General features: G+C 33.0%; 14 protein-coding genes and 2 tRNA genes. 10 read left to right on the plus strand and 6 right to left on the minus strand.

Annotated elements, in window-relative coordinates; translation table 11 throughout:
- The first annotated feature begins 83 nt into the window (after window positions 1–83).
- The 3 genes from B4A23_RS12730 to B4A23_RS12740 are packed head-to-tail and all read left to right on the plus strand — an operon-like array spanning window position 84 to window position 1,965.
- A complete protein-coding gene (locus tag B4A23_RS12730) occupies window positions 84–848 on the plus strand; it encodes a Rossmann-like and DUF2520 domain-containing protein (protein ID WP_038336382.1) in 765 nt (254 codons plus the stop codon).
- Window positions 845–1,369, plus strand: coding sequence for a KdsC family phosphatase (locus B4A23_RS12735; protein ID WP_291120582.1), 525 nt, complete (start codon window positions 845–847; stop codon window positions 1,367–1,369). Before B4A23_RS12730 ends, B4A23_RS12735 begins: the two co-directional genes overlap by 4 nt.
- Before the next feature lie 11 nt (window positions 1,370–1,380).
- The gene (locus B4A23_RS12740) at window positions 1,381–1,965 is read left to right on the plus strand and encodes a Maf family nucleotide pyrophosphatase (RefSeq protein ID WP_291120584.1); all 585 of its coding nucleotides are present in this window, start codon (window positions 1,381–1,383) and stop codon (window positions 1,963–1,965) included.
- A 52-nt stretch (window positions 1,966–2,017) separates the two neighbouring features.
- On the opposite strand, the gene B4A23_RS12745 is transcribed toward B4A23_RS12740, so the two are convergent.
- Together B4A23_RS12745 and B4A23_RS12750 are read right to left on the minus strand one after the other, a co-directional pair.
- Complete coding sequence (locus B4A23_RS12745) at window positions 2,018–2,476, minus strand: copper resistance protein NlpE (protein ID WP_291120586.1); 459 nt, start codon at window positions 2,474–2,476, stop codon at window positions 2,018–2,020.
- A gap of 100 nt (window positions 2,477–2,576) precedes the next feature.
- Window positions 2,577–2,993 (minus strand): nucleoside-diphosphate kinase, encoded by a 417-nt coding sequence (locus tag B4A23_RS12750; protein ID WP_038330990.1) that lies wholly within the window; start codon window positions 2,991–2,993, stop codon window positions 2,577–2,579.
- 173 nt (window positions 2,994–3,166) lie between these two features.
- Here B4A23_RS12750 and B4A23_RS12755 point away from each other — a divergent pair, with 173 nt between their 5' ends.
- Window positions 3,167–3,694, plus strand: a complete 528-nt coding sequence (locus B4A23_RS12755) for a hypothetical protein (RefSeq protein WP_291120588.1) — start codon at window positions 3,167–3,169, stop codon at window positions 3,692–3,694.
- A gap of 15 nt (window positions 3,695–3,709) precedes the next feature.
- Here B4A23_RS12755 and B4A23_RS12760 read toward each other — a convergent pair whose 3' ends face one another.
- The 3 genes from B4A23_RS12760 to alaS all read right to left on the minus strand — a co-directional run bounded on the left by B4A23_RS12760 (window position 3,710) and on the right by alaS (window position 7,829).
- Window positions 3,710–4,150 carry a DUF805 domain-containing protein gene (locus B4A23_RS12760; RefSeq protein WP_286512350.1) on the minus strand — a complete coding sequence of 147 codons (441 nt, stop codon included), beginning with the start codon at window positions 4,148–4,150 and terminating at the stop codon, window positions 3,710–3,712.
- Between the two features lie 57 nt (window positions 4,151–4,207).
- Window positions 4,208–5,119, minus strand: a complete 912-nt coding sequence (locus B4A23_RS12765; RefSeq protein ID WP_291120591.1) for a DMT family transporter — start codon at window positions 5,117–5,119, stop codon at window positions 4,208–4,210.
- A gap of 100 nt (window positions 5,120–5,219) precedes the next feature.
- Window positions 5,220–7,829, minus strand: a complete 2,610-nt coding sequence (alaS, locus tag B4A23_RS12770; protein ID WP_291120593.1) for an alanine--tRNA ligase — start codon at window positions 7,827–7,829, stop codon at window positions 5,220–5,222.
- A gap of 99 nt (window positions 7,830–7,928) precedes the next feature.
- Here alaS and B4A23_RS12775 point away from each other — a divergent pair, with 99 nt between their 5' ends.
- Complete coding sequence (locus B4A23_RS12775) at window positions 7,929–8,879, plus strand: M23 family metallopeptidase (protein WP_291120596.1); 951 nt, start codon at window positions 7,929–7,931, stop codon at window positions 8,877–8,879.
- Window positions 8,880–8,888: 9 nt separating this feature from the next.
- The gene (locus tag B4A23_RS12780; protein ID WP_038331000.1) at window positions 8,889–9,257 is read left to right on the plus strand and encodes a MerR family transcriptional regulator; all 369 of its coding nucleotides are present in this window, start codon (window positions 8,889–8,891) and stop codon (window positions 9,255–9,257) included.
- Between the two features lie 15 nt (window positions 9,258–9,272).
- Here B4A23_RS12780 and B4A23_RS12785 read toward each other — a convergent pair whose 3' ends face one another.
- Window positions 9,273–9,776 carry a hypothetical protein gene (locus B4A23_RS12785; protein WP_291120598.1) on the minus strand — a complete coding sequence of 168 codons (504 nt, stop codon included), beginning with the start codon at window positions 9,774–9,776 and terminating at the stop codon, window positions 9,273–9,275.
- Between the two features lie 380 nt (window positions 9,777–10,156).
- On the opposite strand from B4A23_RS12785, the gene dnaE reads away from it, so the two are divergent.
- The 4 genes from dnaE to B4A23_RS12805 all read left to right on the plus strand — a co-directional run bounded on the left by dnaE (window position 10,157) and on the right by B4A23_RS12805 (window position 15,308).
- Entirely contained in the window at window positions 10,157–14,557 is a 4,401-nt protein-coding gene (gene dnaE / locus B4A23_RS12790; protein WP_291120600.1) for a DNA polymerase III subunit alpha, read from the plus strand.
- Window positions 14,558–14,667: 110 nt separating this feature from the next.
- The gene (trxA, locus tag B4A23_RS12795) at window positions 14,668–14,985 is read left to right on the plus strand and encodes a thioredoxin (protein ID WP_038331009.1); all 318 of its coding nucleotides are present in this window, start codon (window positions 14,668–14,670) and stop codon (window positions 14,983–14,985) included.
- Window positions 14,986–15,112: 127 nt separating this feature from the next.
- A tRNA-Asp gene (locus B4A23_RS12800) sits at window positions 15,113–15,186 on the plus strand.
- A gap of 48 nt (window positions 15,187–15,234) precedes the next feature.
- Window positions 15,235–15,308: transfer RNA gene (locus B4A23_RS12805), tRNA-Asp, on the plus strand.
- Window positions 15,309–15,385: the final 77 nt, after the last annotated feature.

Below are 15,385 nucleotides of genomic sequence, written 5' to 3' on the forward strand. Positions count from 1 at the left end.
AATTTTTTTTAAAAATTTTTTTCCTCGACTGAAAAACTTACATTTATCATTCAATTAATATTAATCAAAAAATTGCTAAAACATTGAGTTCAATTGTCATATTAGGTGCGGGAAATGTTGCGTTTCACTTAACTCGTGCATTAATCGAAAACACTTGCAATGTTCGACAAATTTTCAATAGAACATTAGAACACGCTAGAGAAATCGGGGAAGCAAATAGAATTTCGTATACCGATAAAATTTCTGAAATAGAAAAAGCAGACATTTATATTATTGCGAGTGCTGATTCTGGAATCGAAGAGTTTTCTCATTATATTCCGTATGATGATGTTTTGGTCGTTCATACTTCTGGTTCGTCTCCAATGTCTGTTCTGAAAGGCGATTACCGAAAAGGCGTTTTTTATCCATTGCAAACTTTTTCCAAAGAAAGAACAATGCGTTATGATAATATTCCATTTTTCATCGAGGCGGAAAATTCTGAAGATTTGAAAAAACTGAATGAATTAGGAAATCGTATTTCAAACGAAGTTCATGAACTAAATTTTGCAAGTAGAATGCAAGTGCATATGACAGGTGTTTGGGCAAATAATTTTGTCAATCATTTATATTATATCGCTGGAAATATTTGTGAACAAAACAATGTTCCATTCGATGTTTTGTTGCCTCTTATACAGGAAACAGCAAATAAAGTGATCGAAATGAGTCCAAAAGATGCGCAAACTGGTCCAGCAAAACGTGGAGATCAAGTGATTATTGATCGTCATTTAGAGGCCTTACAAGATGATTCGAGATTATTACAGATTTACCAAATATTGACAGATTCAATCAAACGAGTTTACGAAAAATGATAAGTTATAAAGAAAAACTAAATAACATTAAAACCGTTATTTTAGATGTAGATGGAGTTTTGACAGATGGAAATTTAATTTTATTACCAACTGGCGAAATGGTGAGAACAATGAATACGCGCGATGGTTATGCAATGCAATTAGCCGTCAAACAAGGAATACGAATTGCGGTGATTACAGGCGGAAGAGATGAAGCTGTTGTGAATCGTTTAAAATATTTAGGCTTAACAGATATTTACGTGAACAAACGTGATAAAGTAGAAGCTTTTGAAGATTTACTTTTTTCTTATGGATTAGATCCTGATGAAATTGCGTATATGGGCGATGATTATCCAGATTTAGCTGTGATGAATTTAGTAGGGTTATCTGCTTGTCCAAACGATGCGTGTATGGATGTCCGCAAAGCGTCGGAATATATTTCACCAGAAAACGGAGGAAAAGGTTGTGTTCGCGATTTATTAGAACAAATCTTGAAAGTTCAGAACAAATGGTATAATGCAGAAGAAGTAGCTTCTGTATAAAAGAATTTGAAATGTTATTAACAGAAAAATTAAAAGATACCAATATCATTTTGGCATCACAATCGCCAAGAAGAAAAGAACTTTTGGCTGGATTAGGATTACAATTTTCGACAATTTCATTGGATATTGACGAAACATTTGATCGCAACGAATTCAAGAAAGAACAAATCACCGAATATCTTTCCGCTAAAAAAGCAAAAGCTTATACGGATATTCAACCAAATGATTTGATTATAACATCGGATACAACTGTTTGGGTAGATGATGAATCGTTAGAAAAAGCTTCGAATAGAGAAGAAGCGTACGAAATGATTAAAAAATTAAGCGGAAAAACACATTCTGTTTATACATCGGTTACGATTCGTTCTTTAGTGAAAGAAGTTACCTTTTCAGACGAAACACAAGTGACTTTCGCAGATTTAACGGACGAAGAAATATATTTCTATATCGATAATTACAAACCTTTCGATAAAGCGGGTGCTTACGGCGTTCAGGAATGGATTGGTTACATAGGTGTGGACAATATGAATGGAAGTTATTTCAATGTAATGGGACTTCCTACACATAAGCTATATAAAGAATTAGTGAAATTCTAATTGAAATATTTGATAGAAAGTGAAAAAGGTTTCATTACGAAACCTTTTTTATCTATTTTTCTTTTGTCAAAATAAATTTTGTAGAATCAGCCGATTCGATTTTCTTTTGATTTTTATCTAACTGAATAATTTTTCCTTCTTCAACCAAAAAAGCATTCGGAACATTGGCAATTTCAGGAAAAACAATTGTATTTCCATCTTCTTTAAACTGAAAAGTTCCAGTCGTCATAATAGCCATTTTATCTAACCCCAAGCGTTTTGTAGAATAGACATATCCTTTGTTTGGTAATAATTTTATTTCCATTTCAACCTCTTTGCAATCTTTCTCGTAACAAGGCAAAATTCCTTTGTAAGCTCCTTCGTATTGAATAGATTCTTCGGCAGTTTTTGCTTCAACTTTTACTGAATCTTCTACATTTTCTACTTCATTTTTTACAGGTTCTGTTTCGCTTTTACAACTTGACACAACGAAAGCTGCGATTGTAAATGTGGCTAAAATTATTTTTTTCATTTTTTAGAATTTGATTTAAAGGTAAGTAAATTTTAAGCCAAAAAAAATCCTTCCGAATATTTTCAGAAGGATTTATATAATGTTTTGTAATCTTATTCGATTAGAAAATTTCTTTCGCAGCAAAGTGGAAAGCAGCTTCAATAGCAGCATTTTCGTCAGAATCAGAACCGTGAACAGCGTTAGCATCGATAGATTCAGCGTATTTAGCACGGATTGTACCTTCTGCAGCCTCAGCTGGGTTAGTAGCACCGATTAAAGTACGGAAATCAGCAACTGCGTTGTCTTTTTCTAAAACTGCAGCAACGATTGGTCCAGAAGTCATGAATTCTACTAAATCCTTGAAGAAAGGACGCTCTGCGTGGATAGCGTAAAATGCTTCAGCATCTTGTTTTGCTAATTGAGTCATTTTAGCCGCTTTGATTTTGAAACCAGCGTCAGTAATGTCTTTTAAAATATCTCCGATGTGTCCTTTTGCTACTGCATCAGGCTTAATCATTGTGAATGTAATGTTTGCCATTTTATTGAATTGTATTTATTACTTAATTTTTGAGGTGCAAAATTACAAAAATGATTCGAATGTTTACGTTTTATGATTAAAATTTCTTGTTTTAATAAAATGCACTAATTGTTATTCATTTACGATTATTCTAATTCGATAATATTTCTTATTTTTAAAGTAAATCCAAAATTATGAATACAAATAATCTTTCCACATTTCATCATAAAACGAAGCTCAAAAAGGTTGGTGATAAATATTTTCTGCCTTTCGAAATTTGGAATTATTTAGATTTAGGTTGGATGCTTTTACTTGTTTCGTTTTTTGCTTATGCATCAAGTGAAATCAATATTATTTTTATTTCAATGATTGTAATTTTTGGAATCCGAATAATAACGACAATTAATGATAGATTTTTTGTAGAAATTAAAACATCAAAATCGTTGAGTGAGAATATTAATTTAATCAAAGAATTAGCGCAGCGTCAACATAATTTTACGCAATCGTTGGATGAACAAGGTTTGTTTCTTTTTGAATATTCAGAACGAAATATTTTTTATAAATACAATTACCGAAGAAGAGATTATATCGAAACAGTTGTAATTTATTGTGAAGACAATTCGATTTGGGTGAACTCTTTTAATCAACGTTATTTGGGAATTTTTAGGCGATATAATCTAAAACAATGGATAAAATTAATCCAATTAAAAAGCGAGAATTAATCTCGCTTTTTAATTTTAATATCTTTCGATTAAATCGTTTCCTATTTCGTTGATAGAATCATCAGTTTCTTTTGGGTTTGGTCCCCATTGATTAGAACCTGGTTGGCTATCTGTAACTAATGCTATTATTACTAAGATAGCTCCCACAAGAGGAATTAAACCAATTAAATAATACCAACCACTTTTTCCTGTGTCGTGTAATCGTCTTACAACAACTGCTAAAGAAGGAATAAAAGTTGCTAATGCATACAACATCAAAATTCCATAAATTAAGTAAAATAAAATTCCAGGACTTTCTCCGTCGCTTCCAATAGCTACAGAGATAATAACTAGAATATACATTACAAATGAAATGATAACATTACATAATGTATAATACCAATATTCGCTTCTGCGGGCTCTTCCCGAGAAGTTAGCGTAGTTTTCGAAAACTACTTTTTTGTACCAGTCGATCATAAAATTAGGTTGTTAAATTCTGTTAAAAATATTAAAATAAATTTTATTACGCAACTCTTAATCTGTTTTTAAACGTTTAGTTTTGAACATTTCTGGCTTATAATTAATAATAAAAACGCCAAGAATAATTAGAATTGTAGCGACAATAAATTTCGATGAAATCTGTTCGTCAAGAATTAACCAACCCAAAATAATTGCAATAATTGTATTGAAATAAGAAAGAATAGAAACTTGTATCGGCGAAATTTTGGTCAATGCATAATGAAATGAAAAAAACGTAATCACAGAACCAAAAACAGCTAAATAAAGCATGGCAGAAATACTTTTTGTACTCCAATTCTCGAAATTATAATTTTCTGTAAAAGCTAAAGCAAAAATAATTTGTACAATTCCAGCAAATATAAATTGGTAAAAAAGATTGAGAGAAATATTTTTGGATTGAATATTCATTTTTTTTGTAAAAATAGTTCCTGTTGCCCAACCTGTAATTGCACAAAAAAGTAAAATAATTCCAGTTCTATATGCTGGATTTGCTAATTCTTGAATTCCGTCCCAAAAAATAAATATTACACCCCCAAAACAAAGTAAAACGCCTAATAATCCGCGGTAACTGAATTTTTGTAAACCAATAAAAATACTTCCTAAAAAAACGAGAATAGGTGAGGTTGCACTAATCAATGCAGCTAAACTACTCGATAAATTTTCTTCAGCAACAGTAGTCAAACCATTTGCAGCGATTAACATCAAACTTGAAAATATAAGTTGATAAGACAAATTTTTCCAGCCAATCCATTTTAATTCTTTTTTCGAAAGTAAAATAATTAGCATAATAATTCCTGCCAAAAATTGACGAATTCCAGCTACAAACCAACCAGGAATGGTTTCTACAGCTACACGAATGCCAAGAAAAGTTGTTCCCCAAACAATAGCAACGATGCTTACGGCAATCAATAATTTGATGTCTTTCAAGATAAAAAAGTTAAAAGTGTTAATTCTAAATAGAGTTATAAAAATAAAAAAAGCGACTTGATTTATCAAGTCGCTTTTGAAGTATTATGATTGAGATTTGTTATTTAACAAAATCTTCTGCTTGTTTTAGTGCAGCATCTAAACCAGAAACCTCTTTACCACCTGCTGTAGCTAAGAAAGCTTGTCCACCTCCGCCGCCATTGATGTGCTTCGCGATTTCTTTTACAATTTGTCCTGCGTTATAACCTTTTTCATCTACAAGGTTTTTTGCGATAGAAATTGTAATCGATGGTTTTACTGCATCATTCGTACCAACAACTATAAATGCATTTTCGATTTCTTTTGTTAAATCAATTGCATTTTGTTTTGCGGCATTTGTATCTAAATTCGTTTTAACCGCTAAGAAATTAACACCATTAATTTCTTTAATCGCAGCTTTCCAAGTCGCTTTTTCAGCAGCAGCTTGTTGCGCAACAAAAGATTCTAATTGCTTTTTCAATTCTGCATTTTCATCTAATAAATGTTGAACCGCTTTTACCGCATCATTTTTCGTTTTAAGTGCAGCCAAAACATCATTGTAGTTTTTCTCCGCATCTTTGTATGCTTCGATTGCTTTGTTTGATGTAATTGCTTCGATACGACGAATACCTGCTGCAGTCGAAGATTCAGATAAAATTCTGAACAAACGAATATCCGCTGTGTTTTTTACGTGCGTACCACCACATAATTCGATAGAAGATCCGAAACGAATAACACGAACTTTATCACCATATTTTTCACCAAATAAAGCCATTGCGCCTTCAGCGATAGCTTCGTTGATATCACAATCTCTTTTTTCGATTAATGGTAAAGCTTCTGCAATTTTATCGTTTACTTTTTGCTCAACAATTGCCAATTCTTCATCTGTCATTTTAGAGAAATGAGAAAAGTCAAAACGTAAATAATCATCTCCCACATAAGAACCTTTTTGTTCTACGTGAGTTCCTAAAACTTCGCGTAATGCTTCGTGCATTAAGTGTGTTGCAGAGTGATTTTTCGTTGTCTCGTTACGTTTTTCTGTGTCAACTTTCGCATTGAATGTAGCGTTTACATTTTCTGGTAAAGTTTCAACAAAATGAATTACTAAGTTGTTTTCTTTTTTCGTGTCAACAACTTCAATTGTTTCATTCAAAGTAGAAATAGATCCTGTATCACCAATTTGTCCTCCAGATTCTGCATAGAATGGTGTTTGGTTGAATACCAATTGGAAAAAATCTCCTTTTTTATTTTTTACTTTTCTGTAACGTGTAATTTTTACTTCAGCTTCTGTGTTATCATAAGCGATAGAAATTTCGTTTCCTTTATCATCTAAAATAACCCAGTCATCCGTCACCAAAGCAGTTGCTTTTTTAGAACGTTCTTTTTGTTTCGCCATTTCAGCCTCAAAACCAGCTTCATCAATTGCGAAACCGTGATCTTCTGCTACAATACGAGATAAATCTGCAGGGAAACCGAATGTGTCATATAATTCGAAAATCACATCACCAGGAACAACTTTAGAATCTCCTAATTGCTCGATGATTTGATTTAATCGGTTTAATCCTTGTTCAATTGTACGTAAGAAAGATGCTTCTTCTTCGCGAATAACGCCAGTTACAATTGTTTCTTGTTTCACTAATTCTGGGAAGAAATCGCCCATTTCAGCTTTCAAGATTGGATATAATTTATAGATAAAAGGTTCTTTAAGACCTAAGAAACGATATCCGTAAGAAATTGCACGACGTAAAATACGACGAATTACATATCCTGCTCCTGTGTTTGATGGTAATTGTCCGTCTGCAATTGCAAAAGAAACTGCACGTAAATGGTCAACTACAACACGAATCGCGATATCTGTTTTTTCTGCTGTTCCGTATTTTACACCAGAAATTTCTTCTAATTTTTGAATTGTTGGTTGAAAAACATCTGTATCATAGTTAGATGATTTTCCTTGTAAAACCATTGCCAAACGCTCAAATCCCATACCTGTATCGATATGGCGAGCCGGTAAAGATTCTAAAGAACCATCCGCTTTACGTTGATATTGCATAAATACCAAGTTCCAAATTTCGATAACTTGTGGATGATCCATATTAACCAATGTTTTACCATCAACGGCTAAACGATCAGTTTCTGGACGAATATCTACGTGGATTTCAGAACATGGTCCACATGGTCCGATATCTCCCATTTCCCAGAAATTATCTTTTTTATTTCCGTAAAGAATTCTGTCTTCCGCAATATGTTGTTTCCAAAGTTCTAATGCTTCTTCATCTAATGATGTTCCGTCACCTTTATCACCTTCAAAAACGGTTACATAAATTTGATCTTTAGAGATTCCGTATTTTTCTGTTAGTAATTCCCATGCCCAAGCGATTGCTTCTTTTTTGAAATAATCACCAAAAGACCAGTTTCCTAACATTTCGAACATCGTGTGGTGGTAAGTATCTTTTCCTACATCATCCAAATCATTATGTTTACCAGAAACACGAAGACATTTTTGTGTATCCGCGATACGATTACTTTTTGGAGTTCCGTTTCCTAAAAAATATTCTTTGAATTGTGCCATCCCCGAATTATTGAACATTAATGTCGGATCGTCTTTCAAAACAATCGGCGCTGAGTCTACTATTAAGTGGCCTTTTGTCTCAAAAAAATGCAGAAATTCTTTTCTTATATCTTTGGATTTCATTTAATTAAATTATTTTTATCATTTGATTAACAAGTTTACTCGTACAATATTCGTTACTTTGCAAACGTTTTACAAAGATAATAAAAGGTTGGTTAAGTAATGGAAAATAAAAACTATAAGTATAATTCTGTGAAATTTTTGATGAGTTGGGCGAAGAAAAGAGTCCAAAAAACTCCTAAAACAGCGTTATACGTATTACTATTTTTATGTCTATCGACAATATCTGCTGGAATGATTGGATATCATTTTAATGATTCTGAATATGCTTCGAGAGCAGGAAAATTCAAAGACGACAAAAGCAAATTATTGGCTGAGTTGGAAAGAATGGAAAATGAAAATCAGCAATTACATAAAAAATTCAAAGAAGTTGAAGAAGCTTTGACAGAAATCGAAGAAAAAGATCGCAATATTTATCGTACAATTTATGATATGCGTGTCAATGAAAATATCGATTCTGTAAACAAAGAAATTGATAATTATACAGCAGAAGATATTGAAAAATTAATCGATAAAATCGAAACTGAATCAAAATCGTTGGACGAAGTGTTTCGTTCGGCTGGTGTAAAAGATGCTAATTTATCATCAATGCCAGTTCTAAAACCTGTTGCAGATAAATATGTAAGTAGATTAGCTTCTGGTTATGGATCTCGTTTTCATCCAATCTTGAAAGTGAATAAAATGCACAAAGGTTTAGATTTTGCTGCATCTACAGGAACACCAATCTATGCAACTGGAGATGGTTCTGTAAAAGTTTCTGAATTTAATTCGGGCTATGGAAATATGGTGGTCTTGAAACACGGAAACGGTTACGAAAGTTTGTATGCTCACATGTCTCGCGCGAAAGTTCGTAGTGGACAAAAAGTGAAAAGAGGTGATGTAATTGGTTATGTTGGTTCGACGGGATTGTCGACAGGAGCACATTTGCATTACGAAATTCACAAGAATGGAGAACCTGTGGATCCGATTATGTATTTCTACAATGATGTTGATCCAGACGATTTCATTAAAATTTATCAAAACTCTAAAAAATTGTCATTATCTTTGGATTAAACGCTGATAATGAACGTAGACCTGCCTGATAAACTATATTACTCGATTGGCGAAGTCGCCAAAGCCTTTGATGTAAACGCATCGTTGATTCGATTTTGGGAAAAAGAATTTGAAATTATTCAACCCAAAAAGAACAAAAAAGGAAATCGATTATTTACCAAAAATGATATTGATTGTTTCAAGAACATCTATTATTTGGTTAAAATAAAAGGCTATACGTTAGAAGGCGCAAAACAAGCGATTGGTAAAAAAGGAATTGCGACAACGACAGATGAAATAGATGTTGTGAAGCGATTAGAAAATATAAAAGATGAACTCATCAAACTTAAAATGAGTTTTGAATCGGAAGAAATTTTAGAAAAAGATGAACTGAATTAAGTTCATCTTTTTTGGTTATAAAACTTTTGTTTCAATAAATTTAAAACCAATTGCAAGTATAAAACTTATAAGGATTAAAATCCAGTTTGGTTTTAGTTTAGTTTTTAATTCAAATAGTTTAGAAAAAATTTCAATCACTCTTTCTCGGTCAATAATTAAGATAACAAAGATCAAAACTTGATAATAAATAGAAGAATTTAGCGCAACAATTTCATAGAAATAATCTTGTAGAATAATATTGACTAAAATTGTAGTTAATAACAAACATGCAAAAATTCTTGTCCTTCTAAAAAGTAAAGTAATTGCACCGATCACTTCAAAAATTCCGATGATTATTGGATAACCTTTAGTAAAACTATAAAAATTCCACATCAATCGATGACCTTCAGAAAGATGATTATTAATGTTGTTATCCATATTTGTGAATTGAGCTGGTTTTAAAATCCCATACACAAACATTGATATTGAAACTGTAAAAATTACAGCCCAATAGAGTATATAAATTAGTTTTTGTCTCATTTATTTTTTAAAATTATTTAGAATAATCATTACAATTTTTATAATTAATACAATAATAGTGATTGAAAACAAGAAGAAAAAAATAGAATATAAAATCCAAAAATCATCTAAAATTTTAAAATATTGTAAAAAAAATAAGCTAATCAAGTAAAGCCAGAATAAAAAAACTAAAATGAGAAGGTTATTTATTTTGAATATTTTTCGTTCAACGAAATAAAAAGACAAAATAATCAAAAGTGGTATTGCAATAGTATAAACGTAAAACATATTGGATATATATCTTTTAATAAAATTACATTTTCTATAAAAACTTTCTTAACTTATCTTAAGAAAATCTTCTGCTAAGATTTCGTAAATTTACAGATTCAAACGAAAACTCAATGTACTTAATATACGATACAGAGACAACTGGTCTTCCGAAAGATTGGAATGCGCCGATTTCTGACTCCGACAACTGGCCGCGTTGTATACAAATCGCTTGGCAATTGCACGATGAAATGGGACAAATTATTGAACATCAAGATTATTTGGTTCGTCCAGATGGTTTTGATATTCCGTATGATTCTGAGCGTATTCACGGAATTTCGACTGATTTGGCAACCGAAAAAGGTGTTCCATTAAAAGAAGTTTTAGATAAATTCAACGAAGTTTTAGGTAAAGCTAAATTCATTGTTGGACAAAATTTAGGTTTCGATATTAACATTATGGGAGCCGAATTTTATCGTCTGAATTATGAAAATAATTTAGCTGAAAAACCTGTTTTAGATACCTGTACCGAGGTGACTGCCGAGTTATTGAAACTTCCTGGTGGTCGTGGTGGTCGTTACAAATTACCAACGTTAACGGAGTTGCATCAATATCTTTTTGGTGTTCCATTTGGCGAAGCGCATAATGCAACTGCCGATGTGGAAGCGACTACGCGTTGTTTTTTCGAGTTGATTCGTAAAGGTATTTTTACAAAAAACGAGTTAGAAGTTGAGGATGATTATTTTGTTCGATTTAATGAAATTAATGAAACAAATATTCAGCCAGTTGGACTAAATCACGTCAATCTTAAAAAGGCTTCGGAAGAAATTGCGAAAATTAAAGCCAAAGAAGATGGAGGTGATGAGGTAGTTGAAATTTCGGAAGAAGTTTTAGCGCAGTTTGAAAAAGCAAAATTTGCACATTTACACAATCACACGCAATTTTCGATTTTACAATCAACGATTTCTGTCAACGATTTGGTGAGCGCTGCAGCAAAGAATAAAATGCCTGCAGTTGCAATTACCGATCATGGAAATATGATGTGTGCGTTCCATTTCAATGCGGCAGTTCAGAATCACAACAAAGCAGCAAAAGAAAAGAATGCAGAATTAATTGAAGAAGGAAAAGAACCAACGGAAGTATTGATTACGCCAATTATTGGTACAGAATTTTTTGTGTGTGAGAATCATTTAGACAAATCTAAAAAAGATAACGGATATCAAATTGTTGTTTTTGCAAAGAATAAAAATGGTTATCATCATTTAGCAAAAATGGCGTCGAAGGCATATACAGATGGTTTTTATTATGTGCCTCGAATTGATAAAGCGATTATCGAAGAATATAAAGAAGATTTAATTGTTTTGTCTGGAAATTTACAAGGTGAAGTTCCAAATAAAATTTTGAATCTTGGTGAAAAGCAAGCTGAAGAAGCCTTACTTTGGTGGAAAGATCAATTTGGCGAAGATTTCTACATCGAATTAATGCGTCACGGACAAGAAGATGAAGATCGTGTTAATCAGACTTTGCTTGCGTTTGCCCGTAAACACAATGTAAAAGTTGTGGCGACAAATAATACCTATTACATCAATCAAGACGATTCGAATGCGCACGATATTTTGTTGTGTGTGCGCGATGCAGAAAAGCAATCTACACCGATTGGTCGTGGTCGTGGATACCGTTTTGGTTTGCCAAATCAAGAATATTATTTCAAATCTGAAGCTGAAATGAAACAATTGTTTCAAGATGTTCCAGAAGCGATTATTAATATACAAGAAATCATAGATAAGATAGAAGAATACACACTTTATCGTGATGTATTACTTCCTAAATTTGATATTCCAGAAGAGTTTCATCACGCAGAAGATGATGAAGATGGGGGAAAACGTGGTGAGAATGCTTATCTGAAACATTTAACATACGAAGGAGCAAAAATACGTTATCCTGAATTAACAGATGAAATAAAAGAACGTTTAGATTTTGAATTAGCAACGATTGAGAAAACGGGTTATCCGGGTTATTTCTTGATTGTACAAGATTTCATTGCTGCGGCGCGTGAAATGGGCGTTTCTGTTGGCCCTGGTCGTGGTTCTGCGGCTGGTTCTGCGGTTGCCTATTGTTTGTGGATTACCAATTTAGATCCGATTCAGTACGATTTACTTTTTGAGCGTTTCCTAAATCCTGACCGTGTATCTATGCCCGATATCGATATCGACTTTGATGATGAAGGTCGATCGTTGGTAATGGATTATGTGATTGATAAATATGGTGCAAATCAAGTAGCGCAAATCATTACGTATGGTACAATGGCAGCGAAATCTTCGATAAAAGATACGGCGCGTGTATTAGATTTACCATTGTTTGATGCGAACCGTGTTGCAGGTTTGATTCCGAATATGAAGTTATCTAAAATCTTCAATTTAGATGAAGCTGCATTAAAAGGAGCCTTAAAACCAGAAGAATTTGATGCGGTAAGCGAATTAAAACGTTTATCGAATGGAGACGATTTAGCTGCGGAAACTATTCAGCAAGCAAAAATCTTAGAAGGTTCTGTTCGTAACACGGGAATTCACGCGTGTGGGGTAATTATTACGCCAGATGATATCACGAATTTCGTGCCTGTAACAACGGCAAAAGATTCAGATTTATATGTAACACAATTTGATAACTCGGTTGCAGAAAGTGCCGGATTATTGAAGATGGACTTTTTGGGTTTGAAAACCTTAACCTTGATTAAAGATACCATCAAATTAGTAAAAGCGAGAACAGGAATCGAGATTAATCCGGATGAAATTCCGATTGATGACGAAAAAACATATGAGCTTTTCCAGCGTGGTGAAACGGTTGGGGTTTTCCAATACGAGTCACCTGGAATGCAAAAATACATGAAGGATTTACGCCCGACAGTTTTCGCCGATTTAATTGCCATGAATGCCCTTTATCGTCCAGGGCCTATCGAATATATTCCGTCGTTCGTTCGTCGTAAAAATGGTGAAGAACCAATTCAGTACGATTTGGATGCGATGGAAGAATATTTATCAGAAACCTACGGAATTACGGTTTATCAGGAGCAAGTAATGTTGCTTTCGCAAAAATTAGCAGGTTTCTCGAAAGGTGATGCCGACGTTTTGCGTAAAGCAATGGGGAAAAAGCAAAAAGCTGTCTTGGATAAAATGAAACCAAAATTTGTTGCACAAGCTTCAGAAAAAGGGCATGATCCTAAGATTTTAGAAAAAGTTTGGACAGACTGGGAAGCTTTTGCATCGTATGCCTTCAATAAATCGCACTCAACATGTTATGCGTGGGTAGCATACCAAACGGCTTATCTGAAAGCGCATTATCCTGCCGAATATATGGCGGCTGTTCTTTCAAATAATATGAATGATATCAAGCAGGTTACGTTCTTTATGGAAGAATGTAAACGTATGGGATTGGCGGTTCTTGGACCAGATATCAACGAATCGATTACGAAGTTTAACGTAAACGAAAATTATGAAATTCGTTTTGGAATGGGTGCTGTAAAAGGAGTTGGACATGCTGCGGTAAATTCAATTATATCGGAACGTGAAGAAAATGGTCCATTCAAAGATATTTACGATTTTGTAAAACGTGTCGAATTAAGAACGGTGAACAAAAAAACAATCGAAAATTTAGTTTTGGCTGGAGGTTTTGATTCGTTTGAATTTCATCGTGGACGTTATTTCTTTATCGATAATACAACGACGAATTTGGAGAAATTAATCAAATATGGAGGAAATTATCAGGAGCAAAAAAACTCTTCTCAAACTTCTTTATTTGGTGATTTTGGAGGAGATTCTGTTGTAGAAGATGTGGTTCCTATGTTGCCAGATTGTGAGAAATGGAATATGTTACAACGTTTGTCGAAGGAAAAAGAAGTTGTTGGAATTTATATTTCTTCGCATCCGTTAGATGATTTTAAACATGAATTGAAAATGGCTTCAAATTGTAGTATTTCTGATATCAATGCGAATGAAGATAATTTTGTCAACAAAGAAGTTTCAATTTGTGGAATGATGTCAAATATCCAACATAGAATTGCCAAAAATGGAAACGAATTTGGTATTTTTACGTTTAGCGATTACACAGATTCGATGGATATCATGGTTTTTGGTAGCGATTATATGAAGTATAGACACTTTATGCAGGAAAATATGTTCTTGAATTTGAAATTGAATATCTCGAAAAAAGAATTCAAAGACAAAGAAGGAAATGTAACACAAGGTCGTGTGTATAAAAACATCACAAATATTTTGTTGTTGAATGAAATTGTGGAAAAACAAGCCGAAAAAATGACGGTGAAGATTGAAGTTCCAGAATTTTCGGAAGAAACATTTAGCAAATTATCAGATATTATGTTCAAATATCAAGGAGATAAATTATTAAAAATTCAATTAATTGATCCAAAAGATTATTTGAACAATTTGGATTTACCAGCAAGTAAAATCAAAATTAACATTTGTCGAGATTTGTTGAAAGAATTAGATGAATTGCAGGAAATTACATTCAAACTGAATTAATTATTCGTTTCATCTATTCAATAATTGATAGATAATATGAACGAAATTTTTCAAGAATAAAATTTTATGTAGATTTGTAAACTTAAGATTAGATAAAAAAATATAAGATTATGGCATTAGAAGTAACAGACGCATCATTTGCATCAGATATTATAGAGTCAGGAAAACCAGCAATGGTTGATTTTTGGGCTGTTTGGTGTGGTCCTTGTAGAATGGTTGGTCCAGTTGTGGAAGAGCTTGCTACAGAATATCAAGGAAAAGCAGTTATTGGTAAAGTTGATGTAGACACAAACCAAGAAGTTGCTGCGAAATATGGAATCCGCAACATTCCTACAATTTTATTCTTCAAAGACGGAGAAGTAGTAGACAAAGTTGTTGGAGTTGTTCCAAAAGAGCAATTAGTAGAAAAATTAAACGCGATTTTATAATAAATTAAATCGCTGATTTTGAAATAAAAGAATCTCGGATGCAAAATTTCCGAGATTTTTTTTGAAAAAAGTTTAGGTTTTATCAGAAAACCGCCTATATTTGCAATCCGAAATCGATACAGATTTTGATCCGGTAGTTCAGTTGGTTAGAATACTTGCCTGTCACGCAAGTGGTCGCGGGTTCGAGTCCCGTCCGGATCGCAATTTTTTATAAAAATTCATAAAAAATATATCAATTTATAATTTTCTGATCCGGTAGTTCAGTTGGTTAGAATACTTGCCTGTCACGCAAGTGGTCGCGGGTTCGAGTCCCGTCCGGATCGCATCTATTTCTTTTTCTATTTTAGATCGATCGAAAATTATAAATAAAAAAAACAGACTGATCCGGTAGTTCAGTTGG

This window comes from Empedobacter sp. UBA7248 (assembly GCF_002472945.1).
Classification (GTDB): domain Bacteria; phylum Bacteroidota; class Bacteroidia; order Flavobacteriales; family Weeksellaceae; genus Empedobacter; species Empedobacter falsenii_C.